Here is a 17,377-nt window from a genome sequence, read left to right as displayed (position 1 = left end):
TAGTTAATACAACTATCATTTATCATCCATCCTTCATCATTTTGCTCCGGCCGCCCGGTTCACTACTTTTTCTTAACCAGACTGGCGATCATGTCGGCTTCGCACACCAGTTGGTTGCTTACGTAGCCACGGCCCTGCATTTTCACAATACCACGCTTCATGGGCGATGTGAACTCACACCGAAAAATGACAGTATCGCCCGGTAAAACGTTGCGCCGGAAACGACAATTCTCAATACCCACCAAAAATGGCCAGTAATTTTCGGGATCGGGTACGGTACTCAATACCAGAATGCCACCCGTCTGCGCCATCGCTTCAAGCTGCATAACGCCCGGCATAACCGGATTTCCTGGAAAGTGGCCCGGAAAATAGGGTTCGTTCATCGTTACGTTCTTGATACCGACTACGCTGTTTTCGTCCAGAGCGATGATTTTGTCAATCATCTGAAATGGATAGCGGTGAGGCAACAACTGCGAGATGCGGTTAATATCCAGAACGGGCGGTTGCGTCGAATCGTATTTGGGTACCTGATTTGCCGCGTTTTTCTGAATCAGTTTCTTGATCTTTTTGGCAAAGGCCACGTTAGCCGCATGTCCCGGACGGGCAGCCAGGATCTGCGCCTTAATGGGTCGGCCAATCAAGGCCAGATCGCCCACCATGTCGAGCAGTTTGTGGCGCGCCATTTCGTTGGGGTAATGCAACTCCAGGTTATTCAGAATGCCTTCCTGCTTATTTACGCTCACTTTGGGTTTGTGCAACAGGTCGGCCAGGTAATCGAGTTCGCCATCTTTTACTTCGCGATCCACGATCACGATCGCATTGGTGAGATCACCCCCTTTAATGAGATTTTGTTTGTAGAGAGCCTCCAGTTCGTGTAAAAAGACAAACGTACGGCAGTTGGCAATCTGCTCCGGAAACTGGCTTATGTCATTCAGGTAAGCGTGCTGGCTGCTGATTACCCGCGAGTTATAGTCGACCATCACCGTCAGCCGATAATCGTCCAGGGGCAAAGCCGCCAGTTCGATATCTTTTTCGGCATTGCGGTAATGAACATACTCGCTCACCTCGAAATAGTTTCGGGTAGCATTCTGTTCTTCGATACCGGCATCGCGCAGAGCGTCGATAAACTGGATAGACGAACCATCCATGATGGGCGGTTCGGGGCCGTCCAGTTGAATCAGGATATTGTCCAGTTGCAAGCCAACCAGGGCAGCCAGCGTGTGCTCAACCGTATGAATTCGGGCGCCACTTTGCTCAATTGTAGTGCCCCGCGAGAGGTCCACAACGTTATCGACATCGGCATCCACGATGGGTTGCCCCGGCAAGTCGATGCGCTGGAATTTATAGCCGTGATTCGTCGGCGCGGGCAAAAATGTCATCGTTGCCGAGACGCCTGTATGCAGGCCCACTCCCGATACCGATACGGCTTTCTGAATCGTCTGTTGTTTGGTATTCATTCGTTGTCGGTTTACAGTTTAGGTTTGTGGGATTCACCGTTGTAAACACCGGTGAATCCCACAAACCTAAACCGCACACTAGTTTTCTTTTTTCTTTTCCAGATTCGACAGCCGCTGTTCCAGGGCTGGCAACTTCCGGAAAATGGCCAGTGAACGCATGCTCTCTTTAAGGCCAAAAGCAGGCGAACTATTAATCGATGTCCCTTCTTCAACTACATTTTTACCGACTCCCGACTGGGCACCAACTTTGGTACCATTGGCAATGGTCAGGTGACCGGAAAAACCAACTTGGCCGGCAATAACACAGTTCTTACCTAACTTAGTAGAGCCCGAAACGCCCGTTTGTGCCGCAATGACGGTGTTCTCGCCAATATCGACATTATGGCCGATCTGAATCAGATTATCGAGCTTAACACCTTTCCGGATAATGGTGGAGCCCATGGTGGCGCAGTCAATAGTTGTGCCAGAGCCAACGTTCACGAAGTCTTCCAGAATAACGTTGCCAAGTTGCGGAATGGTTTTATAGGTTCCATCCGGTTGTGGCGCAAAGCCAAACCCCTCGCTGCCAATAACCGCATTGGGATGAACAACACAATGCTGGCCGATAATACAGTTGTCCAGAATACGGGCACCCGGATGGATGATGGTATTATCGCCAATACGAACGTTGTTGCCAATATAGGCGTGCGGGTAGATTTTGACATTCTCGCCGATGGTGCAATTCAAACCAATGTACGAAAAGGCACCCCGATAAATTCGCTCGCCAATTTTCGTCCCATCACCAACATAGGAGGGCTGTTCGATACCATTGCGGGCGAAACTTAATTGTTTGTAGTACTCTTCCAGCAGTTGGGTAAAGGCCGAGTAGGAGTTTTCTACAAAAATAAGGGCAGGCAGAACCGGTTTTTTGGGCTGAAAAGACTGGTCGACGATGACCGCCGATGCCTGGGTTGTGTACAGAAACGGCTCATACTTGAGGTTCGACAGAAACGAAATATCGCCTGGCTTACCTTCTTCTATTTTGGCTAATCCGGTGATTGGCAATGAATCATTTCCGGCAATTTCGCCCCCCAGCAGTGTAGCAATCTGCTTGACTGTAAACTTCATATGTGTGTAACGACCGTCGCAAAACACTCGATTTTTGCGTTCGATTGGGCCGCTAAGGTAGGCAACAAATTGCATTTTTCGGATAGAACTAGCCGGAAATGTTCGGAAACTAGTGACTTATTCGGAGTCCTAAACGCGTTTAGACCGTAACCTTAATCACTTATTAATTGGCGGATTGCGGAACACCCCGCAGGTCTTTAGCCCAACAGACGTAATATCGGCGGACAATGTTGGTCAGCACCTGAATATTCGACAGGTCCGATGCATCGGCAATATCGATTACGTTACCACCCTTCAGCTTGATACTGATCCGATCCTCGGAAGGCAGGTAAGCGGCATTGGTGGCCTGTCCCTCTACCAGAAAGTAAGAACGCATATCAGCCGGTAGGCCATCCCGATGCAACTGCTTTTCGAGCTCAGTCAATAATTCCCCGGCAAAGGGTTCCGTCGATAGCATGATCTTGAACAGCTTGCGGTCGAGCAGCATCTGGCAAAGAGTCGCAAGCACGAAGTCGGTGTGTAGCGCCCACTCCTTTATGCAGGCCCACACATCAAAATCATCGAGCCGCGTAAACGCATCGAGGTAAACCCGGTTCGTTTGAAAATCAGTCGCCGTAACACTCTCCTGCATAAACAACCGAAAGGCCGCCGATGCAAAAACGGTTTCAGTTCCTGCCTGCTGCATCAGAAACCGGGCCCGGCGCAACACCTGAATGAGCATCGACTCCGCACAGATGGACGTTTTATGCAGATACACCTGCCAATACATCAGCCGGCGTGCGTTCAGAAAATTTTCGACGCTCAGAATCCCTTTCGCTTCGACCACCAACTGATCACCCACCAAATCGAGCATCTTGATAATTCGTTCGGCCCCAATGGCCCCTTCCGCCACGCCAGTATAATAGCCATCGCGGTTGAGATAGTCCATCCGGTCCATATCCAGCTGACTGGAAATAAGCTGATGAAAAAAGGTTCGCTCGTACGTCCCGTCGAACATGCGGATCGCCAGCGATAAGGCCCCATCGAACTGCCGGTTCAGTTCATGCATGAGAAGCAGCGAAATCTGCTCATGTGACACGCCCTCCAGCAGGCAACACTCCAATACGTGGGAAAACGGCCCGTGGCCAATATCATGCAGCAGAATAGCCACCTGGGCAGCTTCACACTCGTCACTGCTGATGGAATGCCCTTTGCTCTGCAGCGTACTCATGGCCTGCCCCATCAGGTGCATAGCGCCCAGCGCGTGGTGGAAGCGTGTGTGCAAAGCGCCGGGGTAAACATATTCCGATAAGCCTAATTGTTTGATACGCCGAAGTCGCTGAAAGTAAGGATGCTCAACCAAATCGAAAAGTAACTCGGTTGGAATGGTAATAAACCCGTACACGGGATCATTAAGAATTTTTTTCTTATTAGGCGCTGACATTCAGCAAAGATACCGGACAGGATTGCAGGATTAACAGGATTGTCGATTGAAAATCACGTTAATCCTGCAATCCTGTTGAAAAATTCGTAAATTTGCCCGTTGGCTTTGAGCAATTAGTCAACAACGGGCTTGTAACTCAGTTGGTTAGAGTGCCTGACTCATAATCAGTAAGTCCCTGGTTCGAGTCCAGGCTGGCCCACCAGATAATCAGCCGCTTAGCAGGAATGCTAGGCGGCTTTTTTTATTTAGTTGCAATACATTTTTTCGAATCACGAAAAAATAAAGAGAGATCAATTCCAAAACTCGTAGGGCGTATTATGGTCATCCGAGCTTATGCCTTCGATCAGCCTTGCTTCAGAGTGTTTCTTACATATCATTCTGTCAATGAATGCTACACGAGTCCAGTCAATATAGACCGCAATCAGCCTCACTACTACAGTCCTGCAACTAATACACATCCGCCACCTGCCTTGTGCTCATGGTTGAATTTACCGTTTTATGGTATACAGCCACAGTCGGGCAGATGGGTGTTTTCCATCCCCAATAGCCTCTAAGCTACAGGGCACTATCACTGTTAATAATTTTAATTCAAGTTGCGAGATAGTCATTCCTCCAAACATCCATTGATGGTGAAGGCCAGCAGAAACAAAAATAATTTTAGTAAAAAGCCTTCGGCAGTGACGGCATGAATCTTACGCGGAAATAGGTTGGTGATCTGACCAAAAACGTTCTCAATAGGCTTGCGAAAGTGCTTCTTTAGAAACACTTCCCAAGCTTGATCAGGCCGTAAGCTGTTCTTTTTTCGGTGAATCTTGAGGTAGATTTGGTCGCATTCGGCATAGAGATCCTCCTGCTCGTAGTCGGTGTAGCCACTATCGCCATAGAGTTCACTACCAGCGGGTAGATCGACCAGTACCGCCTTACAGGCAGTGCTGTCGTGAAAACTGCCAGCGGTGATAAAGTAATCCACTGGCTGCTTGTCAGCAGTAATAATGACCTGAACTTTGAAGCCATAGAAATACTCTTTTTTAGCCTCGTTGTAGCCGTGATAAGCTTTACCGTTCAAGAGTTTACTGACGGGGATACGGCAGTTTCGACAGACAGCAACCGGAAACGAATCGATCATGTAACGCGTACTGGTGTTGAGGTCTTTAAGGCTGGCACCCAGTGCCCGGAAGATGGCGATGAGCAGGGGCTGGAGCCGATGCAGTCGGCGATTGAAGCCCGACTTGTCGAGTAGTTTCATACCATAGTGCTTTTGCATGTAGCCACAGGCAGCGGCCTGATTGCCATAGAAGGCGATGGCGGCCATATTGGCAATAGTGGCCACTTCAGCATCATTGAGTTTACAATGTGGGTCATTTTTTGGTCCCATTACTTTGAAGAGCTCATCAAAGAAGCAGTAAATTGCAATGGTTTTGTCAGCCATCTTGTGAGTGATTTAGAGCGTGAGATACTCCAAAATTACCTAAGTGGCTAGCAAAGCCTGTATCTCGCAACTTGAATTATTTCTAGTGAAAACTTGGGGTTTATCAGCCCTGACCCGGTTATGGGTAGTCGTTGACGTTGGGAGTCGACTTACACCTTGAGGACTTTATAGAGCCTTAATAAAAGGCCATGGACATAAATGGCCAGCAAATAATTACCCCAAAAGACGATAACCACCAGCAGCCAAGTAAATTCCAGCCGGAATCGGGCCGTTATATAGGTAGCCATCTGCAAAAAGAGCATATGGAATAAGTACAGCGCAAACGAAATCTTACCCGTATAGGTGAAAAATCGGTTCAGGAAAGGGAAATGGGTAGTATACACCAATAGGGCCAAGCTCATATACCCTACTAGCGCTGGAATGTCGTTCAAGACCTTTCCCACTGAACCAAATGTGGAGGGAAAGACAGCATATAAAAATAGGGCAACGATTGATATAATTAGCAGCGTGACCGATGGCTGGTTCCAGAATCCGATCTGTTTCGTTTTGTAAACATCAGCCAGGTAGATACCCAAACAAAATTCCCATAAATACTGTAAAAAAAAACTGTTCCAGACCCGGACGCTTTCCTTGCCAATACTGATAATCAACGCACTCCAGACGAGACTAATCCCAACCGACAAGCCAATAAATAGCCGAGTCGGTAGGCGGTCTTTGGCCTCAAGAATGGGCAAAAAAACCAAGTATAAACTCAGGATGAGCGAAATAAACCAGAAGTGGTAGCCATAACTGCCCACAATGCGCTCATCAAACAGTTTATAGAGCAACAGATGGCCCAAGTAGGCGTACAGGGAAGAGTGGTAAAGTGGAAGGCCCAGACTGATTAAGGCAATCACCGTAACACTTAAACTAACGGGCAGATAGATCTTCAGGAACCGTTTTTTAATAAACGGCCAGAAGGCTAAGGGGTTGGATAGATGAGACAGGTAGAGGCCAAATCCGGAGACAAAAATAAATCCATGAATGCCCGTTCCTCCGAATTGAATCAGCTTTTTGCCTAGGGGTGGTAGAGCCACTAGTTGAAAACTGTGCAATAGAATGATCGACACGATGGACACTCCTTTCAGATAGTCCAGTACGTCCACTCTTCTGGCTGAGGATACTCGTAAATTCTTTCGTGATGGGCTTAAAACAGGTACAGTGAAGGTAGTCATAGGAGTTGATAACATATAGAACGGTAGGTATACTGCTTATGCAGCAGTAGGCAACAGCCTCCCTGGTCTATGTTGAAACAAATCAGTATATAGGCCTGAGTAGGTGGGCTATATGTTCTGGACTATACCGAAAAAGTCAAGTCACAAGTTTGTTAATAATTATTCCCAACACGATAAAGTCACAAAAATGTCATCATTGACTAGTAACGGTAACATACTACACAACCCAGAGGCTTACTTCCGAGGTTGCTTCAACAAACAACGGATGGTGGACCCTGCCAAGTTTGCTAGTCAAGAAGGGCAGGCTGGTTTCGGGAAAGCCAAGGCGGTTGAAGCCAACGGTGAGCTTCTAGTAAGCTACCAAATCTTGTTTTCTTACCACACGACAAACCTAAAGGCCGGAGCCATAGTGATAAACGGCCTGCCAATTGGGGTACTCGCCAGGTAAATTTCGCCACCGCGCGGGCAGCCCCGTGGCAACCGGTACGGATGGCATTCATTACATGACATACATCGAGCTTTCGCTTGCGTTTAAGGGGTAGAAAAGGCAATAATGTGGCCCACCGGTAGTCGCTTGGCCGCCGGAGCCGTCGCTATAAAGGTGACACTATTACCAGCCTTTTTCAATTCCCCAATACGTTCTGAAGCTTTATAGTCTGGCTACTAGTTAACCCGTTAAGGGGAGCGATATAGTTCGAGTGTCTACCTGTAGCATAAATTAACTTATATTTGGTTATTTATCCTTTTAGCTTATTTGGGAGCTATATACACCATTTCCAAACGTTTATCCCTACTTAACAATCCCCAAAATTTGCTGATCATCAGAACTTTTAATTGCAGCCCCTCATTTAGGAGAGTAAGGACAGTAAATTGGCTGGCCGACCGGCGAAGCAGCTAGCCGACCGGGCGGCCGACTCTGGTTATAATCCAGGCCCGTAATCAGCCGGGGGGCTAGTTCATAATTGTACTGCATAACCAGGGCATCAGAAAGGGTCTGCATCATACTGATGCCTGGCCTATAATAGGGAGTAGTAGCTGGCGACACATGGCTGAATTGGCTAACCAGCAGATCCTGTGGAAACTGATCGCGCCAGTATTCGGGAACCACATACTGATAGCCCCGATTGGGCTGCGTTTCCAACCTAACTAGTTGATTCACGTAGCCTTTGACCTGGAACTCACGATACTGATTCCAATAGCTACCACAGGTGCCAAGAACCTTCAAAGGCCCACTACCAACCATAAGTGGAAATGTCTGACAATCCCGGAGTGTATCGTGTGCTAGCCCAAACGAATGGCCTAATTCATGAGCAGCCAATTCAGCATTGGCATTCAAACACACCAGGTAGGGGCCTTCATAGGTTGCGTAACCCGCATAGGGGTATTTGGGGTAACCGGTTGGCAGGCTTGGATCTTTCATGAAAAAGACGATCCGGGTAGCTGCTTTAGCTTGTTTGAGTGCTATCAGCTTCTTTGTGAGTGGATCGGTCAGGTCCGCAAATAACTTATTCATTAAGCCTTCAGGGTCTCCACTATCCTTAAACCGAGCCATTTCATCGGCCGACAATGGGTAGATAATATGCTGAAAGACAAGTTTGTTCAATTCCTGCGGATGTTCTGGTTGTGTACGGTTTAGAAAATCGACAAAAACTCGGTTCTGATACGGATCATAATGATTGCCATTTGTTGTCGGAAACGCGCTGACAAACGATGGATCAGTGAGTACATAGAGCAATCGGATGGTATCCCTCTTGGTGGAAGGTAAGTCTGCAAACGTGCGTGCCAGTCGGGTGCCCACCAGCACCGATTGAATGCTGGAGACCTGGCGGGGATTTCTGTCGATAGTCAGTTTTACCTGATAGGTGGCGTTGCGGGTGAATTGATGACTAATTTGTGGTGACTGGGTACTTGTCTGCGCGGTACTATCGCCGAAATTCCAGTGATAGGTTGCTCCTTGCTGACTGGAATCAGCTCTAAAAACAACTAGTCCATCTTGCTGAGGAATTACTTGAAACGTAAAAAGCGCGGTATCTGGGGTTTCTGGGGGTAACTCTCTTGAGCAAAAGAGTAACCCAAAACTCATGACTATCAAGTAAAGGGGTAACCATTTTCCGACGGGTGCGGTGGTGCAGATTTCAGATTTCATCGACGAAGGATTTAACGGAGGGGGCATAAATAGACTCCAACATAAGTTAACTGCTTTAGCGCATTCCCTCAAAAGGCGATTAGGTAATATCCTGGGAATTAGTGGCTAGTGATAGTCTAGTAACTGAACGCCAGCTTATAACTAGCGGTTGTGCCCGGCTTTCGGTAAAGCTAGCCGTCCGAGTGATGGTCACACTGTTGTTCTTAAACTCACCTGAACCCATGAATTTAGGCGTGTAACTCACCCCATTGACTAGAAGCGATTCGATTTGAGTCGGAAGCTCAAAACGAGTATCAACTAAACGGACTTGGTAAGAACGTCCGGTATTGTCGTTGGGTCGCTTCTCCATGAAGGTAACGTTCCGTCAGGATTCTTAACAACGGTCAAACTACCCTTGATTGTGGTCGTTGTGGGCACGGGTGTCGAATCAAAATTAGTCTGGGGCTAAACCTGTAGCTGATAGTGCCCTTCGTAGTTTGAGACGAAGTCCGGAGTTAATTTTTGATAAGCTGTTGAGAGAATAGCTAGAAGTGGTAGGCTCCAAAGAGGACGTTTCATAAACAAGGCGGCAAAGGATTTGGAATAAATAGTACCAGCTAGAGTCAGGTATGCTCTACCCTAGTTCCTGCAAGAGTTCTCCTGTTGTCTTTTTATATGAAGACACAGAATCCACTTTTTGTGTTGCATTTTCTGGTGTAGAAAGCCAAAGCAGAAAACTTCAGGCTAACTATTTGTGGCCATTGTAAACGACGGCTATCAGTCTGGTATTCGTCGTTTGCATTTTACCTGGTTGGGCCTGATTCTCTTTTATGCCCGAATTGTAGATACTTCCTCGTCTCGGTTGGGAGGGTTAGTTGACATACTGGTCATTCATTTTTTGTCTACTTCAATGAGCCGCTTAGAAGCCAGCTAGGGATGCGTACTAAAAATAAAAATGCCTGTCGAGCCTTATTAATGACACCAACCCCAATTTGACCCTCTTGAATGCTAAGCGTCATTTCCTTATAGTCCTCAATATCAGCTTCTTTAAGAAGTTTAGTACTCAATCTGATCCAAGAGGACAAACCACTCAATCAAGTAGCTGAAATGGAAGCGGTTGCAGATAATTTCCAGGGGCTTATTCAGTGGGCAAGAATCAAAAAACTTTTATAAGAAAGCCTGCCGTAGCATACGACTATGTTGTTTTCTGAAGGTAGAAGGGTTTACGCCAAACTTCTTCTTGAACAGTTTCGAAAAATAGAACTCTGACTCAAAACCAGTTCGGCTGGCGATTTCGGAAAGCAACAGGTTGGTATCGGTCAATAGTTGGCGGGCTTTCTCCATTTTGAGGGCAAGATGGTAGCGGGCGGGTGGGGTACCCGTTATTTCATTAAATGCCTTTCTGAACCAAACATATCCAACGCCGTTGGCCTGGGCGAACGATTCCATGTTGAGGTTTTCGTCCCAGCGCTCATGCAGTTGAAAGCGCAGGCCGTTAATTTTCTTTTCCTTCTCGGACTGGCTGGGCGCTTTCATCAGGGCAGACGCGTAAATCAGGCCGAGGAGTTGAATGACCAGACAGGAAGACAGTTGCTTATAGCCGGTCCGTTCGGTGCGCAGGGTTTCGATGAGCTTCACAAAAACATTCAGTAACTCCGTATCGAAGCCCGTCCGGATCAGCGGGCGATCCGGGGCGAAACAGGCCTGCTGCATCAGATAATCGGGATAAAGCCCTTTGAACCCGACCCAGAATTCTTCCCAACCCGTGTCTTTAGAGGGACGAAATCGGTGCCATACGCCGGGAAATAGCAGAAAAGCGGTCCCGGCCTCGACCACAGACGGAGGTAGCTCCCGTGTTTCGAACGTACCGCTTCCCCGGGAAATATAAACCAGTTGAAATTCTTCCAGTATCCGCCCTTCTTCCCAATTGAAGAGGTAGAAATTGGGGTGCTCATGATCCGGGTACGGTTTATCAGCCGGGTGGAGGTTATGCCCCACGTTCAGTATGGACACGCCCCAATTTGGCTCCGAGTCGTCATCGGGCAGGGCTTGTTGGCCATTAAAATACCTCCTATAAGTATTCATATCAAAAAGTGTAAAAATTAGATCAATTTAGCCATTGGCTTGCCATAAAAGGAGCCTTTAATTTGTTGAAAACATCAATTTAAAATTGAATTAACAGAGTATTTCGCATTTAATAAAATGTAAGCTTAGATTTCTCCAAATTTTTATTGGCTGCATTTTTTGATATATGCACCCCTAGCCCACCGATGAAAATGACCCGTAACAGTAAATATCCATTAAGAATAGGCCTGTTCGGGATAGGACTTGCGGCTTATTGGGAACAGTTCGAAGGCCTGGAAGACCGGCTGCGGTCGTATGTCGATGTGGTTGACGAAAAGCTGGGCTCTTACGGGGCCGAAATTGTCAACCTGGGCCTGATTGACACTCCGGAAAAGGCCCTGGACGCGGGTCATGCGTTCCGGAAAGCGGACGTCGATATCATTTTTTTGTACGTAACGACCTATGCCTTGTCGGCAACGGTGCTGCCGGTTGTCCGACGCGCAAAGGTATTGGTCGTGGTGCTCAATTTATCGCCTGCACCAGCTATTGATTACGCCACCTTCAACAAGATGGGGGATCGCACAAAGATGACGGGCGAATGGCTGGCGTTCTGTTCGGCCTGCCCCGTGCCTGAGATCGCCAACGTGTTCCGGCGGGCCGGTATTCCTTTTTATCAGATAACCGGTATGCTGCACGATGACCCGCTTGTGTGGACAGAGGTCAGGGAGTGGATCGAAGCCGCGCACGTCGCGAATATCATGTATCACAACCGGCTGGGGGTCATGGGAAATTATTACGGAGGGATGCTGGATATCTACACCGATCTGACCCGGCAAGCCGCCACGTTCGGTGGGCACATCGAAGTCGTGGAGGTGGACGAGCTTTCAGCCTTCCGACAGGACGTAACGGGGCAGGAAATCGACGCGATGCTGAACGAATTTCAGGACGTGTTCGACATTCAGGCCGATTGCGACGCCGACGAACTGGAACGGGCCGCCCGAACAGCGGTGGCGCTACGGCGGCTGGTGCATCACCACGACCTGGGTTCGATGGCCTACTACCACAAAGGGTCCGGCAACGCCTGGAACGAGGACACCATGAGTTCGGTCATTCTCGGCAATTCGCTGCTGACGGCCAACGGGATTCCGGTAGCGGGCGAATACGAAGTGAAGAATGCGCAGGCCATGAAGATTCTGGACAGCTTCGGCGCGGGCGGCTCCTTCACCGAATACTACGCAATGGATTTTCGGGACGACGTGGTGCTGATGGGCCACGATGGTCCGGGGCACATTGCCATCGCGGAAGGCAAAACAAAAGTGAAACCCCTGCAAGTCTATCACGGAAAAGTGGGCAAAGGGCTTTCGGTCGAAATGAGCGTTCGGCATGGAGCCGTCACCCTGCTTTCGGTGGTCGAAACGGTACGCGGTGACCTGATGCTGCTGGTGGCCGAGGGCGAATCGGTTCCCGGACCGGTTCTGGAGATTGGCAATACAAACAGCCGATATCGGTTCAAGCCGGGTGCCCGGCGATTTGTCGAGACCTGGAACAGTCATGGCCCGGCACACCATTGCGCGGTTGGCGTGGGACACATCGCGTCCAAGATTCAGAAGCTGGGTCAACTGCTCGGAATACAAACTGTAGTGGTCTGTTAACTAGTGCTTTATGCCCTAAAACCCTACCCTTAACCGCTCTTTTTACCGAAAAAGCACCCGTTCTAAAGTAAGCTGAAACCAAAACAACCAGATCTATGACTTGTCCTATACGAAGCCCATTTGATTGGTTAAAAGTCGCAAAGCGAACCCACGTGCAACTCCTGATGGTGCTGGCCGTGAGCGGTATAGCGTACGCCAACGAAGGATCTCCTCAAAATGCACCGATGCGTTCTTCCAACACTATACGTCCGATGGCACCCGGCCAGGAGAAACCTCAACGAACGATTTCGGGAACGGTGACGGACGCCGAAACCGGCGAAGGGCTACCCGGCGTGACGATTGTGTTGAAGGGAACCGCAACCGGAACCACCACCGACGGCAACGGTACTTTTCGGTTTTCGGTCCCCGATAGCAATCCTACCGGCACGCTGGTGTTTTCGTTCATTGGGTATGTTTCGCAGGAAGTACCCATCAGCAACAAAACCACGCTGGCGGTTAAGCTGTCGAAAGACATGAAAGAGTTGCAGGAAGTGGTCGTCAGCTACGGCGTTCAGAAGCAGCGCGAAGTAACCGGCTCCATTGCGCAGTTAAATGCCGTTGAGTTGCAGGATATGCCGGTTGGGCAGTTTGCGCAAAAGCTTCAGGGGAAGTTTGCCGGGGTACAGATCAACCAGACCACGGGGCAGCCGGGTCAGGGGATGAACTTTCGGATTCGGGGGGCTGCCTCGCTCAACGCCGGTAACTCCCCGCTCATTGTCGTGGATGGTCAGCCAATTACGGGCAATATCAACAACATCAACCCCGACGAAATCGAGAATTTTACGGTCCTGAAAGATGCCTCGGCTACCTCGCTGTATGGTTCGCGCGCGGCCAACGGCGTTATTCTGATTACGACCAAACAGGCCAAAGCAGGCGAAACGCGTATTGATGTCAACGCTTACTACGGGGTTCAGAGCGTGCCTGAGCGGGGCCGCCCACCGATGATGAACGGACGCGAATTCGCCACATACATGAACGAGTTTTTTGCCGATAAAATCAAGTACGAGAACTGGAAAGACCCAAGCACAGGGCTGGCCGAAATTCCCGCAGAATACCGCAATCCAGCCCAATACGGTGACGAAACCAACTGGCTGAACGTGCTGCTACGGACGGCGCCGATTCAGAATTATAGCCTGGGTTTGTCGTCTGCCGGAGAGAAATATTCGTCCAGCGTTGTGGCCGGGTATTTCAATCAGCAGGGCGTGGTGGTCAATACGGGTTATCAGCGCTATTCGTTTCGGGCCAACAACGAATTTCGTCCCAACAAGCGGCTTCGGCTGGGCTTCAACGTAGCGCCTTCGCTGCAAATGAATCACAACGTCCAGACCAATACCGACGGCCAGCGGAATGTTCTCGAAGGGTCCATGCTGTTTTCGCCCCTGCAAAAGCCGATCAACCCGGACGGTTCACTGCCCACGTCGATCAAGGGATATAATATGTTTGGCAGCCCGAACTGGTACCGCCGACTCCTGGAAATGCAGGACGATTATAAAACCATTCGCCTGCTGGCCAACGCGTATGTGGAAGTCGATCTACTCAAAAATCTAAAGTTCAAAACGCGCGGTGACGTGGATATGGGCGGTGAAACCCGCAATTACTTTATGCCTTCCACCTCAGCGGGGGGCTTCAATTCACCCCCTCCGAACCGCGCAACGGGGATTTATTCGACCAGCAATTACTATTCGTGGCTCAACGAAAATACGCTGAATTACCACACTACGCTGAATAACAACCACAGCATCGACGCGCTGGTTGGCTATACGGCCCAACGCTACCGGACCGAAAGCAATTCGTCGACTGGAACGGATTTTCCCGACGATGCCATATCCTGGATTAGTGCTGCGGCTACAACAACCGGAACCAGCAGCACGCAGGCTTGGTCGCTGCTGTCGATGCTGGGGCGGGTCAACTACAATTTCAGGGAAAAATACATGCTTTCGGCGGCCATTCGGCAGGATGGATCGTCCCGCTTCGGTGAGGATCGGCGATGGGGCGTATTTCCTTCCGTATCCGTTGGCTGGGTGGTCAGCGACGAGCCGTTTTTTAAGAATATTTCCGCGATCAACTACCTGAAACTACGAAGCAGCTACGGCGTTACCGGAAACAACAACATCGGAAACTATACGTCCATTTCGCTGATCGGTCAGGCCAACTACATCTTTGGCAATACGCTCGCTTCCGGGAAAGCACCGGCCTCGCTGGGCAACGGGTTGCTGAGTTGGGAGAAAAACAAACAGTTCGACTTGGGCGTGGACCTAACGCTGCTCAACGGTCGGGTATCGCTCACCTACGATTATTACAACAAACTGACGGACGGGCTGCTTTACCAGATCAACATTCCGCAGGCATCGGGTTTCAGCGTTATATTTTCCAACATTGGAGCCATCAAGTTCTGGGGGCACGAGTTCACGCTTAGCTCCCGTAACCTGACGGGCGCGTTGAAATGGGATATGGACGCCAACATCTCGTTCAACCGAAACCTGGTTCAGAAACTGGGCACGACCGATACGCCCATCGGACCCGCCAACGAATATAACGACCCCTGGCGAACTGCTGTAGGCCAGCCACTCGGCCAGTTTTATGGCTATGTATACGATGGCGTATTCATGAATCAGGGTGAACTGGACGCCGGACCGAAACACACTACCTCGGCGATTGGTACCGTGCGGATGAAAGATCTGAACGGGGATGGTCTAATTGATGCGACCAATGACCGTACGTTTCTGGGCGACCCGAATCCGAAGTTCCTGATCGGGATGACCCACAATTTTACGTACAAAAACTTCGACCTCAATTTTGTCTTTTCGGGCGCCGTTGGCGGCAAAATCCGGGATGGCATGGCCGAGAGTGCCCTCAACCTGGATGGCGTCTTCAACGTCTATCGGGATGTCGCGAACCGTTGGCGCTCACCGGAAAACCCTGGCAATGGTGTTATCCCGCGTACATCAGTGGGTACAACGCTCTTTCGCACAGTCAACTCCTATCTCATTCACGACGGGAGCTTCCTGACCGCCAAGAATATCGCGCTGGGATATACGTTCAAACTGCCCCGCACGAATTACCTGAAGCGCCTGAGTTTGTACGCCAGCGTGCAGCAGGCCTTTATCCTGACGAACTACAAGGGCATGAACCCCGAAGTCAACTCCAACGCACTCGATGGCGCCCGGCTCGGCAACGACAACACGGCCTATCCGGTGCCCAGAACGGTTTCATTCGGCATTAGCGCTGGTTTCTAAGTCCCTAAATTGGAACAAGACATGAACAAGAAAGCACTATATCTATTAATCGGTTTGTCATTCGGTACGGTTTCCTGCTCGGATAATTTTCTCAGTCTGGCCCCGGAAACGCAGCTCAATGCCGTTAATTTTTACAAGACCGAAACGGATTTTCAGCAGGCCCTGACGGGCGTTTACCAGGCGTTGCGGAATCACGCGGGTACGAGTGGCTGGATTATGGGCGAGATGCGCTCCGACAATACGCACTACGATTATTACGCCAAAGATCGGGGCGTGACCAATCTCTATAGGGAAGCGGTCAGCAACTTTCTGGACGACGCGCAGAATACGCAGACGAGTCCAAAATATACGGGCGATTTTCTGGGCATTTCCCGCGCCAACAACATTCTGGACCGCATCGGTAGTGCTGCCATTCCCGAAACCGTCAAGAATCAGATTACGGGCGAAGCCAAACTCTTGCGGGCCTTTTTTTACTTCGACCTGGTTCAGTTCTACGGTGGGGTGCCGCTCCACCTGAGCGCCGTCACCAATGAAGAGGGGGCTTTCTTCCCGCGTTCTACTACCGATCAGGTCTATACGGCCCTTGTTGCCGATGCGCAGGATGCGATTCAGCGGCTGGCCGTTCCCACCTTTCCGCAAACGGGCCGGGCGACCCTCGGAACGGCGAAAATGCTGTTGGCGAAGGTCTACATGGTTCAGAAAAAATATCCCGAAGCCGAAACGTTGCTGAAAGATATTACAAAAATGGGCTACAGTCTCCAGTCGGATTACGCGGCAATTTTCGATACCAAAAACAAGAACAATGCCGAGTCGATTTTTGAGGTGCAGTACCAGCAGGGCAACCAGAGCCAGCAGAGTAGTTACATTTATAGCTTTATTCCCAGAATGGGGAACACAACCGTGATTACGGGTGTAAACTCCAATAATCTGACTTTGGGCGGCTGGAATATCCCGTCGCAGGACTTGATGGAAGCGTACGAAACGGGCGACAAACGCCTGGACGCTTCGGTCGGAATTGCCGAGGGGGTCCTGGATTCGGGGGGCGATTTTGTGCCGCAGGCCGTGAAAAGTGTGGTTGATTATCGCGTACCGACGGGAAAAACGGCCCGGCGCTTCGTAAAAAAATACCTCCACGCGCATTCGTTACCGCTCAATACCGACGACAACTGGCCGATCTACCGCTATGCCGATGCCTTGCTGTTGCTGGCCGAAAGCCTGAACGAACAGAACAAACCCGGTGAGGCACTGCCTTACCTGAACCAGGTCCGAAGCCGGGCCGGGCTGCCCGCATCGACCGCCAGCGCGCAGGCCACCTTACGGGATGCGATTGCCAAAGAACGCCGAGTCGAACTGGCTTTCGAAAATCAGCGCTGGCTGGATTTGCTCAGAACCGGAAAGGCGGTGTCGGTGATGACGGCTTTTGGCACCCGAATCAAACAGGAAGATTCAAGTGTACCGGCCAACGCCTACCAGATCACTGCCGAACGGCTGTTGTTCCCGATTCCGTTCACCGAAATACAGCGAAATACCTTGCTGGTGCAGAATCAGGGCTATTGAATCAACCCTATCTTTCCCGCTCAGACGCTCTTTCGGGCGTCTGAGCTTTTTAGCGGCCTCCTAAACCCGTTCAT

The 17,377-nt window shown here is 50.0% G+C and carries 11 protein-coding genes and 1 tRNA gene; 5 read left to right on the top strand and 7 right to left on the bottom strand.

Annotated elements, in window-relative coordinates; genetic code table 11:
- Positions 1-62: 62 nt before the first annotated feature.
- The 3 genes from ACYU8Y_RS22910 to ACYU8Y_RS22900 form a co-directional block, all read right to left on the bottom strand.
- Positions 63-1,457 carry a bifunctional UDP-3-O-[3-hydroxymyristoyl] N-acetylglucosamine deacetylase/3-hydroxyacyl-ACP dehydratase gene (locus ACYU8Y_RS22910; RefSeq protein WP_460940467.1) on the bottom strand — a complete coding sequence of 465 codons (1,395 nt, stop codon included), beginning with the start codon at positions 1,455-1,457 and terminating at the stop codon, positions 63-65.
- Between the two features lie 78 nt (positions 1,458-1,535).
- Positions 1,536-2,564, bottom strand: coding sequence for a UDP-3-O-(3-hydroxymyristoyl)glucosamine N-acyltransferase (gene lpxD / locus ACYU8Y_RS22905; RefSeq protein WP_460940466.1), 1,029 nt, complete (start codon positions 2,562-2,564; stop codon positions 1,536-1,538).
- Positions 2,565-2,727: 163 nt separating this feature from the next.
- The gene (locus ACYU8Y_RS22900; RefSeq protein ID WP_460940465.1) at positions 2,728-3,987 is read right to left on the bottom strand and encodes an HD domain-containing protein; all 1,260 of its coding nucleotides are present in this window, start codon (positions 3,985-3,987) and stop codon (positions 2,728-2,730) included.
- A 125-nt stretch (positions 3,988-4,112) separates the two neighbouring features.
- Here ACYU8Y_RS22900 and ACYU8Y_RS22895 point away from each other — a divergent pair.
- Positions 4,113-4,189 (top strand) — tRNA-Ile (locus ACYU8Y_RS22895).
- A 402-nt stretch (positions 4,190-4,591) separates the two neighbouring features.
- Here ACYU8Y_RS22895 and ACYU8Y_RS22890 read toward each other — a convergent pair.
- The 3 genes from ACYU8Y_RS22890 to ACYU8Y_RS22880 form a co-directional block, all read right to left on the bottom strand.
- Positions 4,592-5,416: an IS982 family transposase gene (locus ACYU8Y_RS22890; protein ID WP_460940464.1), complete on the bottom strand. Its 825-nt coding sequence runs from the start codon at positions 5,414-5,416 to the stop codon at positions 4,592-4,594.
- 149 nt (positions 5,417-5,565) lie between these two features.
- A complete protein-coding gene (locus tag ACYU8Y_RS22885; RefSeq protein WP_460940462.1) occupies positions 5,566-6,561 on the bottom strand; it encodes an acyltransferase family protein in 996 nt (331 codons plus the stop codon).
- A 913-nt stretch (positions 6,562-7,474) separates the two neighbouring features.
- Positions 7,475-8,776 (bottom strand): PKD domain-containing protein, encoded by a 1,302-nt coding sequence (locus ACYU8Y_RS22880; RefSeq protein WP_460940461.1) that lies wholly within the window; start codon positions 8,774-8,776, stop codon positions 7,475-7,477.
- Positions 8,777-9,083: 307 nt separating this feature from the next.
- Here ACYU8Y_RS22880 and ACYU8Y_RS22875 point away from each other — a divergent pair, with 307 nt between their 5' ends.
- Entirely contained in the window at positions 9,084-9,224 is a 141-nt protein-coding gene (locus ACYU8Y_RS22875; protein ID WP_460940460.1) for a hypothetical protein, read from the top strand.
- 698 nt (positions 9,225-9,922) lie between these two features.
- Here the strand turns inward: ACYU8Y_RS22875 and ACYU8Y_RS22870 are convergent.
- Positions 9,923-10,840, bottom strand: coding sequence for a helix-turn-helix domain-containing protein (locus ACYU8Y_RS22870; RefSeq protein WP_460940459.1), 918 nt, complete (start codon positions 10,838-10,840; stop codon positions 9,923-9,925).
- Positions 10,841-11,031: 191 nt separating this feature from the next.
- On the opposite strand from ACYU8Y_RS22870, the gene ACYU8Y_RS22865 reads away from it, so the two are divergent.
- The 3 genes from ACYU8Y_RS22865 to ACYU8Y_RS22855 all read left to right on the top strand — a co-directional run bounded on the left by ACYU8Y_RS22865 (position 11,032) and on the right by ACYU8Y_RS22855 (position 17,303).
- Positions 11,032-12,471: an arabinose isomerase gene (locus ACYU8Y_RS22865; protein WP_460940458.1), complete on the top strand. Its 1,440-nt coding sequence runs from the start codon at positions 11,032-11,034 to the stop codon at positions 12,469-12,471.
- Between the two features lie 95 nt (positions 12,472-12,566).
- A complete protein-coding gene (locus ACYU8Y_RS22860) occupies positions 12,567-15,746 on the top strand; it encodes a SusC/RagA family TonB-linked outer membrane protein (RefSeq protein ID WP_460940457.1) in 3,180 nt (1,059 codons plus the stop codon).
- Between the two features lie 21 nt (positions 15,747-15,767).
- On the top strand, positions 15,768-17,303 hold the full coding sequence (locus ACYU8Y_RS22855) for a RagB/SusD family nutrient uptake outer membrane protein (RefSeq protein ID WP_460940456.1): 1,536 nt from the start codon (positions 15,768-15,770) through the stop codon (positions 17,301-17,303).
- Positions 17,304-17,377: the final 74 nt, after the last annotated feature.

It is taken from the genome of Spirosoma humi (genome assembly GCF_054776575.1).
This window is presented reverse-complemented; position numbering and strand designations above follow the sequence as displayed.

What these genes read in the sequence shown, in the direction of transcription:
- ACYU8Y_RS22910 (WP_460940467.1), bottom strand. Translation starts at nt 1,457, where the DNA reads ATGAATACCAAACAACAGACGATTCAGAAAGCCGTATCGGTATCGGGA.
- lpxD (WP_460940466.1), bottom strand. Translation starts at nt 2,564, where the DNA reads ATGAAGTTTACAGTCAAGCAGATTGCTACACTGCTGGGGGGCGAAATT.
- ACYU8Y_RS22900 (WP_460940465.1), bottom strand. Translation starts at nt 3,987, where the DNA reads ATGTCAGCGCCTAATAAGAAAAAAATTCTTAATGATCCCGTGTACGGG.
- ACYU8Y_RS22890 (WP_460940464.1), bottom strand. Translation starts at nt 5,416, where the DNA reads ATGGCTGACAAAACCATTGCAATTTACTGCTTCTTTGATGAGCTCTTC.
- ACYU8Y_RS22880 (WP_460940461.1), bottom strand. Translation starts at nt 8,776, where the DNA reads ATGAAATCTGAAATCTGCACCACCGCACCCGTCGGAAAATGGTTACCC.
- ACYU8Y_RS22870 (WP_460940459.1), bottom strand. Translation starts at nt 10,840, where the DNA reads ATGAATACTTATAGGAGGTATTTTAATGGCCAACAAGCCCTGCCCGAT.
- ACYU8Y_RS22865 (WP_460940458.1), top strand. Translation starts at nt 11,032, where the DNA reads ATGACCCGTAACAGTAAATATCCATTAAGAATAGGCCTGTTCGGGATA.
- ACYU8Y_RS22860 (WP_460940457.1), top strand. Translation starts at nt 12,567, where the DNA reads ATGACTTGTCCTATACGAAGCCCATTTGATTGGTTAAAAGTCGCAAAG.
- ACYU8Y_RS22855 (WP_460940456.1), top strand. Translation starts at nt 15,768, where the DNA reads ATGAACAAGAAAGCACTATATCTATTAATCGGTTTGTCATTCGGTACG.